Here is a 17,515-nt window from a genome sequence, read left to right on the forward strand (position 1 = left end):
GACATTTTCTGGTAAAATAGAAAAGGAGAACTAGTAAATGAGGAGTTTGTAGTGTGAAGGTTAGAATCAGAAATCAGATTCAGTTCGATGAACAAGTAGAACAAATTGATCAAAGGTATGATGGAGAATGGATGCAAAAAGGGTCTTATTGCTATTTAGTCTTTAAAAATGAAGAAAATGAACAAGTAGTGCTGAAATTTCATGATAAAGAACTGACTATGACACGATTTTCTACTCCTAAATCTTTGATGCGGTTTATCAAAGGAGGGAAAGCCTTGGTTGGTATTCCCACGTCAGTTGGCATGCAGCAATTCATCACGGAAACCAGTCATTATCAAGTTGATTTGAAAAAACAAGTACTTGAACTTCATTATCAATTGAGAATACGTGATAGTGAGCAGATTTTTGCAAGTTATCAAATGGAGATTTCCTGGAAATAGGATAGAGAAAAATGATTCCCAGTTTAGCAATAGTTGCTATGTTGGTTGTCAGTAGATGTATTTGATTTTTCGTAATCAGAGACAGTATGTCTTTAGATTCAATTTTGCCAAACTTCATAGTGATTATTTTATTTATTTCAGCTGGGTATCTGTTGAGTAAAAATAGGCAGTTACTGAACTTTTTTGCTTGAAAAAATCAAAAAATTTGATATAATAAAGACACTCAAGGGAGTAGCTAGCGGGATATCCGTTACAAGGTCGTCAATACGAAAGCAATTTCCGGCCTTGTATGAAACAGCGAGACTTGTTACAGTAAACAGGTCTCTTTTTGTTTGTCAAAAAGAGATTAAAGGAGGAACTATTTTGTCGAAAGAACAAAAGCGCCAAGCGTTTTATACGCAAAGTTCGGAAGAAGTTTTAAAGAATTTGGAAACTTCTGAGCAGGGTTTAACAAGCAATGAAGCTGCTAAGCGTTTAGATGAGTACGGTCGCAATGAACTAGATGAAGGAGAGAAAAAATCCCTTCTGATGAAATTCGTTGAGCAATTCAAGGATTTGATGATTCTCATATTGCTGATTGCTGCTATTCTTTCAGTTGTGACTTCAGGTGGTGAAGATATTGCAGATGCGATTATTATCCTAGCTGTGGTCATTATTAATGCCATTTTTGGAGTTTATCAAGAAGGCAAGGCAGAAGAAGCAATTGAAGCACTAAAATCTATGTCTAGCCCAGCTGCGCGCGTGCTGCGTGACGGGCATGTGACAGAAGTAGATTCTAAGGAATTAGTTCCAGGAGACATCGTTATACTGGAAGCTGGTGATGTGGTACCTGCTGATATGCGTCTTTTGGAAGCGAACACGTTGAAAATCGAAGAAGCAGCTCTGACTGGTGAATCTGTTCCTGTTGAAAAACATCTGACTGTTGATGTAGCTGCGGATGCAGGACTGGGTGACCGCATCAATATGGCTTTCCAAAATTCAAATGTTACGTACGGACGGGGAATGGGTGTAGTTGTCAATACAGGTATGTATACGGAAGTTGGTCATATTGCTGGTATGCTTCAGAACGCTGATGAAACAGATACTCCACTCAAGCAAAATCTAAATGGTCTGTCAAAAGTGCTCACCTATGCGATTTTAATTATTGCAGCTATCACTTTTGTGGTTGGTGTATTCGTTCAAGGAAAAGATCCACTGGGAGAATTGATGACATCAGTTGCACTTGCCGTTGCAGCAATTCCAGAGGGGCTTCCTGCTATTGTAACCATTGTCTTGGCACTTGGTACCCAAGTTTTGGCGAAGAGAAATTCCATTGTCAGAAAGCTTCCTGCAGTTGAGACGCTTGGCTCTACTGAAATTATTGCTTCTGATAAGACTGGTACATTAACTATGAACAAAATGACAGTTGAGAAAGTCTTTTATGATGGTAGCTTGCACGAAGCAAAACAAGCTATTGACCTCGGACTCGACTTGCCATTGCTACGCTCGGTTGTACTTGCTAATGATACTAAAATCGATCAAGATGAAAAACTCATTGGAGATCCAACGGAAACAGCCTTTATTCAGTATGCTTTAGATAAAGGGTATGATGTCAAGGCGTTTTTGCAACAGTATCCTCGTGTAGCAGAGTTGCCGTTTGATTCTGAACGTAAGCTCATGTCAACTATTCATCCTTTGCCAGACGGTAGATTTTTGGTTGCTGTAAAAGGTGCGCCGGATCAACTCTTAAAACGTTGTGTGTCTCGTGACAAGGCAGGAACTATTGCGCAGATTGATGAGGCAACGATTCAGCTGATTAAAGATAATAACTCAGGTATGGCTCATCAAGCCTTGCGCGTGTTGGCTGGTGCCTACAAAATTATTGATAAAATCCCAGAAAACTTAACGTCTGAAAATCTTGAAAATGATTTAATTTTCACAGGTATGATTGGCATGATTGACCCTGAACGTCCAGAAGCTGCAGAAGCTGTACGGGTTGCGAAAGAAGCAGGCATTCGTCCGATTATGATTACAGGTGATCACCAAGATACAGCGGAAGCTATTGCCAAACGTCTAGGAATTATCAATGATGATAGTAAAGACCATGTCATGACTGGTGTCGAGCTTAACGAATTGTCAGACGAAGAGTTTGAAAAAGTTGTTGGCCAATACTCTGTCTATGCACGGGTATCTCCTGAACATAAGGTGAGGATTGTCAAAGCTTGGCAACATCAAGGTAAAGTTGTTGCTATGACCGGTGATGGTGTCAATGATGCCCCAGCCCTGAAGACAGCCGACATCGGTATTGGAATGGGAATCACTGGGACCGAAGTTTCGAAAGGTGCTTCTGACATGATTCTGGCTGATGATAACTTTGCAACGATTATCGTGGCTGTTGAAGAAGGACGTAAAGTCTTCTCTAATATTCAAAAGACGATTCAATATTTGCTTTCGGCCAATACGGCAGAAGTTTTGACTATTTTCCTAGCAACTCTTTTTGGTTGGGATGTGCTGCAGCCGGTTCACCTACTTTGGATTAATTTAGTGACAGATACTTTTCCAGCTATTGCTCTGGGAGTTGAACCTGCTGAGCCAGGTGTGATGACGCATAAACCGCGTGGTCGTAAGTCTAGCTTCTTCTCAGGTGGTGTTATGAGCTCGATTATTTATCAAGGATTCTTGCAAGGTGCTTTGGTACTTGGTGTTTATGCCTATGCCTTGATGAATCCTGTTCATGTTGGGGATATGAGAGCTATTCATGCAGATGCCCTAACCATGTCTTTTGCAACACTTGGATTAATTCAACTGTTCCACGCTTTTAATGTGAAATCTGTTTATCAATCACTTCTGACAGTCGGACCATTCAAGTCTAAAACTTTTAATTGGTCTATCTTGGTCTCCTTTATCTTGTTGGCTTCTACTATTTTGATTGAGCCACTAGAAGGAATTTTTCATGTGACAAAATTGGATCTTTCACAATGGGCAGCAGTCCTTATTGGCAGTTTTTCAATGATTATCATTGTAGAAATTGTCAAATTTATCCAACGCAAACTTGGCTTTGATAAGAATGCTATTTAAGAAAGAAAAAGTCATCTTTGGATGACTTTTTCTAATAATCTAATTGAAAAGGAAAGATATGGAAAAAATACTAAAAGAAAAATTAGCACAGGATATGCCGATTTATCAACAAGAAGAAATCCTTTGGATGTTAGATCATGTTGGTCACTCGAATTTAGGAGATGACGGCTTTTGGAGACGGTGGAAATGACCTAGAAAAGCTAGCTTATGTAGAGCAGGCTATGCGATGAAAAACGAATCTGAAATAGTAAAGAGAGTAGCCAAGTATCAGACACCGAGCAATCAAGAATTAGGTGTTTTAGAAATTATTGAACAAGAACTAGTAAAATAGTTCACTACTATATAAATCATTTTTCTGTATCTGTCTACTTAATATTCCTCTTCAGATGGCAATCTATCTAACAATCATGTAACAAAAAATGAAATTTCTTGATTACAACTTAGAAATTTTATACAATAACTATTATTGGATTCTGTCAGAAGTTAGAAAAAAATACTGACTTATGATATAATAAAATGATGCATGAAAAGAGGTAACTATGGATATTTCAGAAATTCGTCAAAAAATTGACGCAAATCGTGAAAAATTAGCTTCTTTCAGGGGGTCTCTTTGACTTAGAAAGTCTGGAAGAAGAAATCGCCATCTTAGAAAACAAGATGACAGAACCTGACTTTTGGGATGACAACATTGCAGCGCAAAAAACATCTCAAGAATTAAACGAACTCAAACAAACCTATAGTAATTTTCACCAAATGACTGATTTATTTGATGAATTGGAAATTTTACTGGATTTCTTGGCTGAAGACGCATCTGTGCAAGAGGAATTAGAAGAAAAGCTGGATGAGCTGGATAAGATGATGGGAAGTTATGAGATGACCTTGCTGTTATCAGAACCCTATGATCATAACAATGCTATCCTTGAGATTCATCCAGGATCTGGAGGTACAGAGGCGCAAGACTGGGGCGATATGTTGCTTCGGATGTATAATCGGTTTGGTAATGCCCATGGCTTTAAAGTCGAAGTGTTAGATTATCAAGCAGGAGATGAAGCGGGGATTAAGTCGGTGACCCTTTCATTTGAAGGACCACATGCTTATGGTCTGCTCAAGTCAGAAATGGGAGTTCACCGTTTGGTGCGGATTTCGCCATTTGATTCCGCTAAACGCCGTCATACTTCCTTTACCTCAGTAGAGGTTATGCCAGAGTTGGATGATACCATTGAGGTGGAAATTCGCGATGACGATATTAAGATGGATACTTTCCGTTCGGGAGGAGCCGGTGGTCAGAACGTCAACAAGGTTTCTACTGGTGTTCGTTTGACACATATACCAACGGGAATTGTAACTCAATCCACTGTTGATCGTACCCAGTATGGAAATCGTGATCGGGCCATGAAATTACTGCAAGCAAAACTCTACCAAATGGAGCAAGAGAAGAAAGCAGCCGAGGTAAACTCGCTCAAAGGAGATAAAAAAGAAATCTCTTGGGGGAGTCAAATCCGTTCTTATGTTTTTACACCATACACTATGGTTAAAGATCATCGAACTGGTTACGAAGTAGCTCAAGTTGATAAAGTCATGGATGGTGATTTAGATGGCTTTATAGATGCTTACTTGAAATGGCGATTAAATTAAACATGAATTTAAGAGAGTGGAGCAGAGATTGTAATTGTATATAATTAAGGTTATCAATCCCACTCTTTCAACTATCTGATGAAAGGAACTCTTAACAATAAATGTCAATTATTGAAATGAGAGATGTTGTCAAAAAGTATGACAACGGGACAACAGCCCTGCGTGGTGTGTCTATTGAAGTAAATCCAGGAGAATTCACTTATATTGTAGGACCTTCTGGAGCTGGTAAATCAACGTTTATTCGTTTATTATATCGAGAAGTAAAACTTGATAAGGGTAGCTTACAAGTTGCTGGATTTAATCTGGCTAAGATAAAAAAACGCGATATTCCAATGTTACGTCGAAGTGTTGGTGTCGTTTTCCAGGATTATAAATTGTTACCTAAAAAGACGGTGTATGAAAATATCGCCTATGCTATGGAAGTTATTGGTGAACGCCGCCGGAATATTAAAAAACGTGTTATGGAAGTACTGGACTTGGTTGGCTTGAAGCATAAAGTTCGTTCTTTTCCAAATGAACTATCAGGTGGTGAACAACAGCGGATTGCAATTGCACGTGCTATTGTAAATAATCCAAAAGTTTTAATCGCAGATGAACCAACAGGAAATTTGGATCCAGATAATTCGTGGGAAATCATGAATTTACTAGAAAGAATCAATCTGCAAGGAACAACTGTTTTAATGGCCACTCATAATAGCCAAATTGTAAATACTTTGCGTCACCGCGTTATTGCCATCGAAAATGGTCGTGTGGTGCGTGATGAAGCAAAAGGAGAATACGGATACGATGAATAGTAGATTTTTAAGTCACCTACTAGAATCGCTTAAGAGTTTAAAGCGAAATGGTTGGATGACAGTTGCTGCAGTCAGCTCCGTGATGATTACACTGGGCTTAGTCGCAATCTTTGTGTCAGTCATTTTAAATACAGCGAAGTTAGCAACAGATATTGAAAACAATGTACGGGTTATGGTCTATATGCGACCAGATACAGCGGACAATAAAAAGACCATTACAAAAGAAGGTCAAAAAGTCAAGAATGAGGATTATCATAAAGTTTATAACGCCCTCAATAAGATGTCTCATGTGAAATCAGTGAAGTTTTCTAGTAAAGAAGAACAATTAAAGAAATTAACAGAAGTCATGGGGAAAGATTGGAAACTCTTTGAAGGAGATGCTAATCCTTTGCATGATGCCTATATCGTGGATACAACAGAACCGAAGTATGTCAATTCTGTTGCAAATAATGCGAAGAAAATTGAAGGTGTTTCTGAAGTTGAAGATGGCGGTGCCAATACAAAACGTATCTTTGCTCTGGCTGAGTTTATCCGTACATGGGGAACTGTTGGGGTGCTTCTTTTAGTCTTTATAGCTGTTTTCTTGATTTCGAATACCATCCGTATTACAATTATTTCGCGTAGCCGTGAAATTCAAATCATGCGTCTAGTCGGCGCTAAAAACAGTTATATTCGAGGTCCCTTCTTGTTAGAAGGAGCCTGGATTGGATTGTTCGGAGCGGTTATTCCGGCTGGGTTAGTCTATTTTGTTTATGAAGTAGCTTATAAATCGTTCAATCCATCACTTGCTAGTCAGAATCTTTCAATGATTATGCCGCAAACCTTTGTTCCACTGATGATTACCTTCCTCTTTGTCGTAGGAATTATTATTGGGTCATTCGGTTCAGTTCTTTCCATGAGACGATTCTTGAGGATTTAGTAGAAAAATATAAAAAAGCCTGTTTAGGCTTTTTTTAATGTAAAAATGGATTAAACATTTTTTCGTGGACAATGGTGGTTTGAGAACCATGCCCGGGATAGACATCATAATCAGGTAAGGTTAGTAATTCTTTTTTGATACTCGAAATAAGTTGATCTGAGTTTCCGGTATATAAATCTGTTCGACCAATTGTCTCACAGAACAAGGCGTCACCTGTTAATACAAAATGTTCCTTAGGAAAGATGATTGAAACGCCACCAATTGAATGCCCTGGTATTGGTACGACGTAAAAATAAAAATCATCTATATTGTAAGGAATATGATAGTCATAAAAAGCATTGGCGGGTTGGAGAACAACATCATCAATATTCTGATGGCGATCTAGTCCGGATAAATTATACTCTGGAGTATAAAGCCAGGCTGCTTCGCTTTCAGCCACGTAGACAGGAGGCTCGCGAAAGTCTTGACGAACTAAATCAACGCTCATAATATGATCGTAATGAGTATGAGTCAGCAAAATAGCTGTAATTGGCTTATTGATTTCTTGAATTTTTGCTGCAATTTTCTCCCAGTCGCTACCCGGATCAACTACGATAAGATGATGCTCGTTTTCTAAATAATAAGTATTTTCGTATGCTTGAGAATTTAAAGTTTTATGAATTGTTATCATGAGAGCTCCCTTCCTTTCATAGTTTAACAAAAAATGTGAGAAATGACACAAAAGAAATATTGCTTTATTCGTCAAAAGAAAATAAGACATAAAACGTGATACGAAATAGTTGGATTTATGGTATAATTTTTCTAGTATGACACAAGAAAAAAGAAAATATGCTGTGGTAGATTTGGAGGCGACCAGTGCCCGCAGCAATGCAAAGATTATCCAAGTCGGAATTGTAATCATTGAAAATGGACAGATTGTCAAAGCTTATGAAACTGATGTGAACCCTCATGAGAAGTTGGATCCTCATATTCGCCAATTAACAGGATTGACAGATAAGCGATTGAGAAAGGCGCCAGACTTTTCTCAAGTGGCTCGTGAGATTTATAAATTGATTGAAGATGCCATTTTTGTGGCTCATAATGTGAAATTTGATGCCAATTTACTTGCAGAAGCCCTTTTTTGGGAAGGGTTTGAATTAGTGACTCCGAGGATAGATACGGTGGAACTTGCGCAAGTTTTTTTTCCAAAATTTGAAAAATATAATCTAGGAATTTTATGTGAACAGTTAGAAATTCCTTTAGAACACGCACATACAGCTCTTGCAGATGCCTCGGCAACAGCTACATTATTTTTAAAAATACAAGAAAAAATTCAAAAACTTCCAAAAGAGTTAGTGGAATATTTGTTAACGTTTTCGAATAGTTTGATTTATGAATCACGTTTGGCAATAGAGGATGCTTTTGATCATATGTCGGATTTCACTTGCCATGATTTGATAAAGCAGCAGGGTATTTTTCTTAGAAAAAGTAAAAGGTTTAAAAAAGCAAGGAAGCTATCCAAAAATTTCCAACACAACATCAGTTTGTTGGATTTAGAGGAACGAAAAGAACAAGATGAGTTTGCCCATGCGGTAGAACAGGCTTTGAAAAGTCATCAATCAAGCTTTTTACAAGCTCAGACGGGGTTAGGAAAGACCTATGGTTACTTACTTCCAGCTTTGGGGCAAACGAGCAAGCAAATCTTGGTGACGGTTCCTACGAAAGTATTGCAGGATCAGATTGTGGCAAATGAAGGGCAGAACTTAGAACAAATTTTTCATATTTCTCTTCATAGCTTAAAAAGTCCTGCCAATTATTTGAAACTTGACTTCTTTTATGATAGTTTGCAACAAGTAGATGATAATCGTCTGGTCAATCGTTGCAAAATGTTACTTTTAGTTTGGCTTACAGAAACAGAATCGGGTGATCTGGATGAAATTGGCCAACGACATCGTTATCAGACTTATTTACAACAGGTTCTTCATGACGGGAAATTGAGCAAAAAATCTCATTTTTGGGATACAGATTTTTGGCAAAAAGGTCAAGAAAAATCGAAGCGTAGTCGTGTGTTAGTGACGAATCATGCCTATTTTTTGACGCGATTAGAAGATGATAAGTCAATTGTAGAAAATCGGCTTTTGATTGTGGATGAAGCGCAGAAGTTGTTTTTAGCTTTGGAAAATCTATCTCGAAAATCACTTAATATGACAAAATGCTTGCAGCAGATTCAATCGGAACTTGCAAGAGCAGATACCATTTTACAACGCCGTTTATTAGAAGATATTCAATTTGAGTTGGCTCATGCGGCGGAACAATTTCAACGCTACAAAAAAAATGAACTAACGAAAGAAGCCTGTTCTAAACTCAGACAAGACTTGTCAGAGATAAATACCTCCTCTCTTTCTGACTTACGCGCTATTTTCGCTACAAAATATGACCAGTTTTGGTTGAAAGAAGACCAATTTGATGATTATCGGGTGATGATGTTAGAAGCTACTTGTCTAAAAGTGCTAGATTTTAGATCCTTGTTACCTGAAAAAGTTCAGGTCTTATTTGTTTCAGCCACGTTGGAAATTAGCAAAAAAGTTCATTTGGCCCATTTACTTGGTTTTGAGAATGCACCGTTTTATCAGTTAGCACAGAAAATGAAGTTTCAGCAGAAAATATGGCTGGACAAGGATTTCCCAAATGTGGTGGATTTAGATGTGGAGACATATGCAGATTTGATTGCTAAATGGGTTCATAAGTTAGCTAATCAAGAAATTCCTATTTTGGTTTTGTTTACATCAAAATCATTACTACTGGCTGTTTCAGAACGCTTACGTCTTCCTCATTTAGCCCAGTATAAGAATGGCGAAGCAGCTAATATTAAACGTCGCTTTGATAGAGGAGAAACTAGTATTTTACTAGGAGCGGGTAGCTTTTGGGAGGGAACGGATTTTTCTAGTCAGAAGCAAATGATTGAAATGATTACGCGAATCCCTTTTGATAATCCGAGTGATTTCTTTACACAGAAACTTAATAATAAATTGCGACAAGAAGGTAAGAATCCTTTTTATGATTATAACTTGCCTGTCGCGATTTTACGCATAAAACAGGCTTTAGGGCGTACCGTTCGACATCAAGAACAGCAATCAGCAGTTGTTATTTTAGACAATCGCATTTTAAGTAAGCGATATGGACGCCAAATTCAAACAGCTCTAGAAAAAGTTGCTCCGCTATCCATCACAAGTATGAAACAAATTCCAAAAGAGATAGAGCAATTTTTGAAGAAGGAAACGATGTAACTTCAATTTATTAATGACTCAGTTCAAAGTAAACTGAGTTTTTTTGTTAAAAATACTAATTTTCTCCGCTGCTAGTTTTAAATTTTGTTATAATAGAAACACAAAGAAAGAAGGTTCAATATGTATCAAAAATATCTTCCAGGGATTGGTTTTGCTTTTGTATTAGCGGCAGTAGCAACCGTCTTGGGAAATTTCTTTCCCTTGATTGGCTCCAGCGTTTTTGCCATTCTTTTGGGAATTTTAGCCAATAATCTTTTTCATATAAAAAAGACTTATCATGCTGGTTTAGCCTATTCTGGAAAGAAATTACTGCAATATTCCATTATTTTGCTGGGGTTCAGCATGTCCATTGGCCGTGTCTCTGCTACAGGTATTTCCTCATTAAAGATTAGTATTTTAACGATTCTCATCGCCTTTCTTTCAGCTTATGTGGTAGGTCGTTTGTTGGGGATGGGTAAAGTTTTAACTACTTTAATTGGGTTCGGGACTGCTATTTGTGGTGGTTCTGCCATTGCAGCAGCCTCGCCAATTTTAGAAGCAAAAGATGAAGATATCGCTTTATCTATTTCAACAATTTTTTTCTTTAACATTTTAGCAGTTTTTATTTTCCCATTTTTAGGACATCTGATGCATATGAATAATGCAACTTTTGGAACTTGGGCAGGAACTGCTATCAATGATACATCATCTGTTGTAGCAGCAGGATATACTTACAGTCAGTCGGCGGGAGATTTAGCAACAATTGTTAAACTGAGTCGAGCTTTAATGATTGTACCAGCCTGTCTCATTTTTGCAGGGATTCGATATATACACTCCCAAAATAGTCATCAAAAAGTTGATTTAAAGAATATTTTTCCTTGGTTTATTCTGTGGTTTGTCGTAGCGTCTATTGTTACTAGTATAGGCATCTTTCCAAGTTCCTTTGTACCAGTAACAAAATTCTTGTCACAATGGCTCATGGCAATGGCTCTTGCTGGGATTGGGGCGAGAGTATCGTTTGGACAATTTAGAAAAGCAGGTGCAGCACCATTGCTAACAGGTGCCTTTGCTTGGTTTGCAGTTGCAGCATCTAGCTTAATCATTCAATACTTTTTTTCATAAAATACTTGACGTGTATTTGTTTACTTTGGAGGAGATATGCCTTATCAAAAGCGCTCGATTGATTCACGAGTGGATTATAGTTTAATTTTACCAGTATTTTGTTTGCTTTTTATTGGTGTTGTAGCTATTTATATCGCTGTTAATCATGATTATCCCAAAAATGTTTGGCCGATTGTAGGACAACAGATTGCTTGGATTGCTCTGGGGACAGTTATCAGTTTGATTGTTATGCTATTTAATACAAAATTTCTTTGGCAAATAACGCCATACTTATATGTCTTTGGCTTATCCCTGATGGTGCTGCCGCTTATTTTTTATAGTTCAGAATTAGTTGCGTCAACAGGAGCAAAAAACTGGGTGACTATAGGACGTGTTACCTTATTTCAGCCGTCTGAATTCATGAAAATTTCTTATATTCTGATGTTGTCACGGGTCGTTGTTAATTTTTTGAAGCGCTATAAAGATAGAGAGCGAACAATCCAATTGGATTTTTTCCTGATTTGTGAACTAGCAGTTTATACACTACCAGTTTTGATTTTATTGACATTACAGAGTGACTTAGGGACAGCTTTGGTTTTTATTGCAATTTTTTCAGGAATTGTTCTTTTATCAGGTGTATCTTGGAAAATTATTGTACCAGTTGTTTTAGCTATTTTGGTTATAGGTGGGGGCTTTTTGTTGATTTTTATTTCAAAAGATGGCCGAGCCTTTTTACACCAAATTGGGATGCCAACATACCAGATTAACCGGATTTTGGCTTGGTTGAATCCATTTGATTATGCGCAAACAACTACGTATCAACAGGCACAAGGCCAAATAGCAATTGGTAGTGGTGGTCTCTGGGGACAAGGGTTTAATGTATCCAATCTATTGGTGCCTGTCCGTGAAAGTGATATGATTTTCACTGTTATTGCAGAAGATTTTGGTTTTGTTGGTGCAACAGCTGTGATTGCACTGTATTTGCTATTAATTTATCGTATGCTAAAAATTACCCTAAAATCAAATAATCAGTTTTATACATATATTTCAACTGGTTTTATCATGATGCTACTCTTTCATATTTTTGAAAATATTGGAGCAGTAACAGGGATTTTGCCTTTGACAGGAATTCCGCTGCCATTCATTTCTCAAGGGGGTTCTTCCATTATTAGTAATTTAATTGGTGTAGGACTTTTGCTTTCGATGAGTTATCAAAATAATCTATCAGATGAGAAACACTTACATTATCCTACAAGACGTAAAAAAGTAGTATTAAAACAATTAAAATAAAGGAGAAGAAGTATGACGAAAGTAGCTGTTATGTTGGCCAATGGATTTGAAGAAATTGAAGCGTTAACGGTTGTAGATGTTCTGCGTCGTGCTGGTATTACTTGCGAAATGATTGGCTTTGAAAAGATTGTGACGGGTTCTCATGATATTTCAGTTCAAGCGGATCAAATTTGGGATGGAAAGTTAGATGATTATGACTTAGTGGTACTACCGGGAGGAATGCCCGGAGCAACTAATCTGAGAGAGGATGATCGTTTAATGTCAGCTCTACAAAATATGCAAAAAGAAGGCAAGAGAATAGCGGCTATTTGTGCGGCACCGATTGCATTAAATCGTGCAGGAGTTTTAAAGAACAAACAATTTACCTGTTACGATGGTATCGAGTCAGATATTGAAACTGGAACTTACATCAAACAAACTGTCGTTGTTGATGGGAAAGTGATTACCAGTCGAGGTCCTGCAACAGCCTTAGCTTTTGCTTATGAGTTGGTTCATCAGTTAGGTGGAGATAGTGATCAGCTTGCAACTGCGATGCTTTACAATGATGTCTATGGTGATTGACTTTTGTGAGACTAAAACTTATTTGGAATTTTCCAGATAAGTTTTTTATTTAAATCTTTCCTCCCCAAACAGCTTTCCTCCCCCTTTTAGCCGCCATTTTTTAGAAAAATATGTTATAATAAAAGGTATGGATTATCAAGATTATATTTGGGATTTAGGAGGGACTCTCCTCGATAATTACGAGACTTCAACTGCTGCATTTGTAGAAACATTAGCTGATGCTGGGATTCGAGCTAGCCATGATGATGTATACAAGGCATTGAAGATTTCCACTCCCTATGCGATTGCTCAGTTTGCATCCGGCATTCCTCAATTTTTGCAAACCTATAAAGCGAATGAAGCGATAGAATTAGCTCATCCTGTTTTATTTGAAGGGGCTTCGGAGTTGCTTAAGAAAATTATTGCACGAGGAGGGCGTAATTTTCTGATTTCTCATCGAAATGATCAGGTTTTAGAGATTCTTGAGAAAACAGAGATTTTGACAGATTTTACAGAAGTTGTAACGTCTAGTCGTGGTTTTAAAAGGAAGCCAAATCCTGAGTCAATGCTTTACTTAAAAGATAAATATCAGATTGAGAACGGTTTAGTCATCGGAGATCGTTTGATTGATACAGAAGCTGGTCAAGCAGCTGGTTTTGCGACTTATCTCTTTGATAATATGGAAAATCTCGAGCAATTTATAAAAATATAGAAAAGGAATCGTATGTCAGAAGAAACGAAAGAAATGCAAGCACAGGATTATGATGCTAGTCAAATTCAGGTTCTTGAAGGGTTAGAAGCTGTTCGTATGCGCCCAGGAATGTACATTGGCTCAACTTCAAAGGAAGGACTTCACCACCTTGTTTGGGAAATTGTGGATAACTCAATTGATGAGGCACTAGCAGGTTTTGCAACCCATATTCAAGTATTTATAGAAAAAGATAATTCGATTACGGTTGTCGACGATGGTCGTGGGATTCCTGTAGATATTCAAGAGAAAACTGGCCGTCCTGCAGTAGAAACAGTTTTTACGATTCTCCACGCTGGAGGAAAATTCGGCGGTGGCGGTTATAAGGTTTCCGGTGGCCTTCATGGGGTGGGTTCTTCCGTTGTCAATGCTCTCTCAACTCAGTTAGATGTTCGTGTTTATAAAAATGGACAGATTCATTTTCAAGAATATCGTCGCGGTCAGGTCGTCGCGGATTTGAAAATTATTGGGGAAACAGATCGAACAGGGACAACTGTTCACTTTACTCCAGACCCAGAAATCTTCACAGAAACTGTTGAATTTGATTTTGAAAAATTGAATAAACGGGTACAGGAACTAGCGTTCTTGAATCGCGGATTGCGGATTTCTATCACAGATAAACGCGAAGGATTGGAACAAACAAAAGATTACCATTATGAAGGTGGAATTGCTAGCTATGTCCAATACATCAATGAAAACAAAGACGTTATCTTTGAGAATCCTATATATACAGACGGAGAAATGGATGATATTACTGTTGAAGTAGCTATACAATACACAACAGGTTACCACGAAACAGTCATGAGTTTTGCAAATAATATCCACACCCACGAAGGTGGAACTCATGAACAAGGATTCCGTACAGCACTCACGCGTGTCATCAATGACTATGCGAAGAAAAATAAACTTTTAAAAGAAAATGAAGACAATCTAACTGGTGAAGATGTTCGTGAAGGTTTGACAGCTGTCATCTCTGTCAAACATCCTAATCCTCAGTTTGAAGGACAAACAAAGACAAAGTTGGGCAATAGTGAAGTTGTTAAAATTACCAATCGTCTCTTTAGTGAAGCCTTTTCAGATTTTCTTTTGGAAAATCCTGCAGTTGCTAAAAAAATTATTGAGAAGGGGATTTTAGCATCTAAAGCTAGGATTGCAGCTAAGCGCGCACGTGAAGTGACCCGCAAGAAATCAGGACTGGAAATTTCCAACTTACCTGGTAAATTAGCAGACTGCTCTTCCAATGATCCGCATGAAACAGAATTGTTTATCGTGGAAGGAGACTCAGCAGGTGGTTCAGCTAAGTCTGGTAGGAATCGGGAATTTCAGGCTATTTTACCAATTCGTGGTAAGATTTTAAATGTTGAAAAAGCCAGTATGGATAAAATCTTGGCAAATGAAGAAATTCGTAGCCTCTTTACTGCAATGGGAACAGGCTTTGGCGCAGACTTTGATGTGAATAAGACTCGCTATCAAAAGCTAGTCATTATGACTGATGCTGATGTTGATGGTGCCCATATCCGAACTCTTCTGTTGACATTGATTTATCGTTATATGAAACCTGTTTTGGAAGCAGGATATGTTTATATTGCACAACCGCCTATTTATGGTGTTAAAGTTGGCAGTGAAGTGAAAGAATATATCCAACCCGGAGTCAATCAAGAAGAAGAGCTGCAGTTGGCATTGGAACGTTATTCTGAAGGTCGCTCCAAACCAAGTATCCAGCGTTATAAAGGGTTAGGTGAAATGGATGATCACCAACTTTGGGAAACAACAATGAACCCAGAACATCGCTTAATGGCGCGTGTTTCAGTAGATGATGCAGCAGAAGCAGATAAGATTTTTGACATGCTGATGGGTGATCGTGTAGAACCTCGCCGTGAATTTATCGAAGAAAATGCCGTTTATAGTACATTGGACGTTTAAAAAAATCTGAAAAAATTCACATTTACCAGTAAAATTATGATATAATAATCATGATTATTTTCAAGTAATATTTTGAAGGAGTTTTACATGTCTAACGGACTAATCGTACTAATTATAGTGATAGCAGTTCTCTTGATTGTTGCTTATATAGCTGCTGTCTTATTGAGAAAAAGAAATGATGCTTTACTTGCTAAGTTAGAAGAGCACAAAGAAGAACTTTATAATCTTCCTGTAAACGATGAGGTAGAAGCAGTAAAAAATATGCATTTGATTGGCCAAAGTCAAGTTGCCTTTCGTGAATGGAATCAAAAATGGGTTGATCTTTCTTTAAATTCTTTTGCAGATATTGAAAACAATCTCTTTGAAACAGAAGGTCACAATAATTCGTTCCGCTTTTTAAAAGCAAAACATGGTATTGATAAAATTGAAAGTCAGATTGACCTAATTGAAGAGGACATTACTGCTATTCGTAATGCACTTGCTGAATTAGAAAAGCAAGAATCAAAGAATAGTGGCCGTGTCTTGCATACCTTGGAGTTGTTTGAAAAGCTACAGGTATCTGTTGCAAATGATACAGAAGGTTATGGCTCTGCACTTCCTGAGATTGAAAAACAATTAGAAAAAATTCAATCTGAATTTTCCCAATTTGTAACTTTAAATTCATCAGGAGACCCTGTTGAAGCAGCAGAAATTTTGGATCAAACAGAAAATCATATTCTTGCCTTGACGCAGATTGTCGAAAAAATTCCAGCGCTTGTCTCTGACCTGGTTCACAAATTGCCCGAACAGTTAGAGGATCTGGAATCTGGTTATCGTAAATTGCTGGAGTCAGGATATCATTTTATTGAAACGGATATTGAATCTCGTTTTCAACAATTACATACTAGTTTAAAAAGGAATAGTGAAAATATTGCCAGTTTGGAATTGGATAATGCACAGTATGAAAATACGCAAATCCAAGAAGAAGTGGATGCTTTGTATGATATGTTCAACCGCGAAATTGCGTCGCATAAAGTAGTTGTCAAATTAGTCAATAGTTTACCAGATTATTTGAACCATACAAAAGAAAACAATCAAAATCTTTTGACAGAGATTGCCCGCCTTTCAAAACTATATCTATTGACGGAAAGTGATACGAATCATATTCGTCGACTTCAAAGTGAACTTTCGAGTTTAGATGATGTTGTTTTAGAAGCTATTGAAGATTCTTCAGAAAGAAAACAAGCTTATTCTGTTCTTCAAGAAAACCTTGAAACCATTCAAAAACGAGTTAAAGAAATTGAAGATGAACAATTAGTATTAAGTGAAAAGTTGGCAAAAATCGAAAAGGATGATGCCAATGCTCGACAAAAAGTCAATATTTATATCAATAAACTGCATACAATTAAACGTTATATGGAAAAACGCAATTTACCAGGTATTCCACGGAGCTTCCTGACTGTTTTCTTTACTGCAAGTGATAATACAGAAGCCTTATTAGCAGAATTGGAGCAATACCGTGTCAATATCGAGTCAGTAAACCGTATGCTGGAAATTTTGACAAATGATATGAATGAACTTGAGAATGAAACCTATCGGATTGTTGAAAATGCAACGTTAACAGAACAACTATTGCAGTATTCAAATCGTTATCGTTCATTTGACGAGGGAGTACAGACTGCTTTCAACCGTGCATTGGAAATTTTTGAGAATGACTTTGATTATCAAGCTTCATTTGAAGAAATCTCACAAGCATTGGATGTAGTAGAACCTGGTGTAACCAATCGTTTTGTTACATCTTATGAAAAAACACGTGAAAATATCCGATTTTAAACGGAGATTAA

15 protein-coding genes are annotated in these 17,515 nt (G+C 37.5%); 14 read left to right on the top strand and 1 reads right to left on the bottom strand.

The window, feature by feature from the left end; genetic code table 11:
* Window positions 1–53 precede the first annotated feature (53 nt).
* The 7 genes from HMPREF1654_RS01490 to ftsX all read left to right on the top strand — a co-directional run bounded on the left by HMPREF1654_RS01490 (window position 54) and on the right by ftsX (window position 6,845).
* Entirely contained in the window at window positions 54–440 is a 387-nt protein-coding gene (locus HMPREF1654_RS01490) for a YwiB family protein (protein ID WP_004233940.1), read from the top strand.
* Between the two features lie 363 nt (window positions 441–803).
* Entirely contained in the window at window positions 804–3,497 is a 2,694-nt protein-coding gene (locus HMPREF1654_RS01495; protein ID WP_004233920.1) for a cation-translocating P-type ATPase, read from the top strand.
* A 58-nt stretch (window positions 3,498–3,555) separates the two neighbouring features.
* The gene (locus HMPREF1654_RS10285; protein WP_004233921.1) at window positions 3,556–3,687 is read left to right on the top strand and encodes a hypothetical protein; all 132 of its coding nucleotides are present in this window, start codon (window positions 3,556–3,558) and stop codon (window positions 3,685–3,687) included.
* Between the two features lie 36 nt (window positions 3,688–3,723).
* Window positions 3,724–3,828, top strand: a complete 105-nt coding sequence (locus HMPREF1654_RS10150; protein WP_016670361.1) for a hypothetical protein — start codon at window positions 3,724–3,726, stop codon at window positions 3,826–3,828.
* Between the two features lie 208 nt (window positions 3,829–4,036).
* Window positions 4,037–5,132 (top strand): peptide chain release factor 2 gene (gene prfB / locus HMPREF1654_RS01500; RefSeq protein ID WP_100207842.1). Its coding sequence is split into 2 segments (ribosomal slippage): window positions 4,037–4,108 and window positions 4,110–5,132, totalling 1,095 coding nucleotides; the frame shifts between segments, so codons are not numbered across the junction.
* A 101-nt stretch (window positions 5,133–5,233) separates the two neighbouring features.
* Complete coding sequence (gene ftsE / locus HMPREF1654_RS01505; RefSeq protein WP_003073263.1) at window positions 5,234–5,926, top strand: cell division ATP-binding protein FtsE; 693 nt, start codon at window positions 5,234–5,236, stop codon at window positions 5,924–5,926.
* Window positions 5,919–6,845 (top strand): permease-like cell division protein FtsX, encoded by a 927-nt coding sequence (gene ftsX / locus HMPREF1654_RS01510; RefSeq protein WP_003078109.1) that lies wholly within the window; start codon window positions 5,919–5,921, stop codon window positions 6,843–6,845. Before ftsE ends, ftsX begins: the two co-directional genes overlap by 8 nt.
* 34 nt (window positions 6,846–6,879) lie before the next feature.
* Here ftsX and HMPREF1654_RS01515 read toward each other — a convergent pair whose 3' ends face one another.
* Entirely contained in the window at window positions 6,880–7,515 is a 636-nt protein-coding gene (locus HMPREF1654_RS01515) for an MBL fold metallo-hydrolase (RefSeq protein WP_004233891.1), read from the bottom strand.
* A 136-nt stretch (window positions 7,516–7,651) separates the two neighbouring features.
* On the opposite strand from HMPREF1654_RS01515, the gene HMPREF1654_RS01520 reads away from it, so the two are divergent.
* From HMPREF1654_RS01520 to ezrA, 7 genes are all read left to right on the top strand, one after another.
* Complete coding sequence (locus HMPREF1654_RS01520; RefSeq protein ID WP_004234004.1) at window positions 7,652–10,111, top strand: bifunctional DnaQ family exonuclease/ATP-dependent helicase; 2,460 nt, start codon at window positions 7,652–7,654, stop codon at window positions 10,109–10,111.
* A gap of 120 nt (window positions 10,112–10,231) precedes the next feature.
* Complete coding sequence (locus HMPREF1654_RS01525) at window positions 10,232–11,212, top strand: YeiH family protein (protein ID WP_004233925.1); 981 nt, start codon at window positions 10,232–10,234, stop codon at window positions 11,210–11,212.
* A gap of 36 nt (window positions 11,213–11,248) precedes the next feature.
* On the top strand, window positions 11,249–12,481 hold the full coding sequence (locus tag HMPREF1654_RS01530) for an FtsW/RodA/SpoVE family cell cycle protein (protein ID WP_003073258.1): 1,233 nt from the start codon (window positions 11,249–11,251) through the stop codon (window positions 12,479–12,481).
* A gap of 12 nt (window positions 12,482–12,493) precedes the next feature.
* Window positions 12,494–13,042 (top strand): DJ-1 family glyoxalase III, encoded by a 549-nt coding sequence (locus HMPREF1654_RS01535; protein ID WP_004233795.1) that lies wholly within the window; start codon window positions 12,494–12,496, stop codon window positions 13,040–13,042.
* Window positions 13,043–13,169: 127 nt separating this feature from the next.
* Complete coding sequence (locus HMPREF1654_RS01540; protein ID WP_003073256.1) at window positions 13,170–13,733, top strand: HAD-IA family hydrolase; 564 nt, start codon at window positions 13,170–13,172, stop codon at window positions 13,731–13,733.
* Between the two features lie 12 nt (window positions 13,734–13,745).
* Window positions 13,746–15,692 (top strand): DNA topoisomerase (ATP-hydrolyzing) subunit B, encoded by a 1,947-nt coding sequence (gyrB, locus tag HMPREF1654_RS01545; RefSeq protein ID WP_004233847.1) that lies wholly within the window; start codon window positions 13,746–13,748, stop codon window positions 15,690–15,692.
* A gap of 87 nt (window positions 15,693–15,779) precedes the next feature.
* Window positions 15,780–17,504 (top strand): septation ring formation regulator EzrA, encoded by a 1,725-nt coding sequence (gene ezrA, locus HMPREF1654_RS01550; protein WP_003073254.1) that lies wholly within the window; start codon window positions 15,780–15,782, stop codon window positions 17,502–17,504.
* Window positions 17,505–17,515 lie beyond the last annotated feature (11 nt).

The organism is Streptococcus intermedius SK54 = ATCC 27335, from assembly GCF_000413475.1.
Taxonomy (GTDB): Bacteria; Bacillota; Bacilli; order Lactobacillales; family Streptococcaceae; genus Streptococcus; species Streptococcus intermedius.

Excerpts from the sequence above, each read along its gene's own strand:
- HMPREF1654_RS01525 (WP_004233925.1), top strand. The coding sequence starts at position 10,232 with ATGTATCAAAAATATCTTCCAGGGATTGGTTTTGCTTTTGTATTAGCG.
- HMPREF1654_RS10150 (WP_016670361.1), top strand. The coding sequence starts at position 3,724 with ATGAAAAACGAATCTGAAATAGTAAAGAGAGTAGCCAAGTATCAGACA.
- HMPREF1654_RS01530 (WP_003073258.1), top strand. The coding sequence starts at position 11,249 with ATGCCTTATCAAAAGCGCTCGATTGATTCACGAGTGGATTATAGTTTA.
- ftsX (WP_003078109.1), top strand. The coding sequence starts at position 5,919 with ATGAATAGTAGATTTTTAAGTCACCTACTAGAATCGCTTAAGAGTTTA.
- HMPREF1654_RS01520 (WP_004234004.1), top strand. The coding sequence starts at position 7,652 with ATGACACAAGAAAAAAGAAAATATGCTGTGGTAGATTTGGAGGCGACC.
- HMPREF1654_RS01535 (WP_004233795.1), top strand. The coding sequence starts at position 12,494 with ATGACGAAAGTAGCTGTTATGTTGGCCAATGGATTTGAAGAAATTGAA.
- HMPREF1654_RS01515 (WP_004233891.1), bottom strand. The coding sequence starts at position 7,515 with ATGATAACAATTCATAAAACTTTAAATTCTCAAGCATACGAAAATACT.
- gyrB (WP_004233847.1), top strand. The coding sequence starts at position 13,746 with ATGTCAGAAGAAACGAAAGAAATGCAAGCACAGGATTATGATGCTAGT.
- ftsE (WP_003073263.1), top strand. The coding sequence starts at position 5,234 with ATGTCAATTATTGAAATGAGAGATGTTGTCAAAAAGTATGACAACGGG.
- HMPREF1654_RS01540 (WP_003073256.1), top strand. The coding sequence starts at position 13,170 with ATGGATTATCAAGATTATATTTGGGATTTAGGAGGGACTCTCCTCGAT.
- HMPREF1654_RS10285 (WP_004233921.1), top strand. The coding sequence starts at position 3,556 with ATGGAAAAAATACTAAAAGAAAAATTAGCACAGGATATGCCGATTTAT.
- ezrA (WP_003073254.1), top strand. The coding sequence starts at position 15,780 with ATGTCTAACGGACTAATCGTACTAATTATAGTGATAGCAGTTCTCTTG.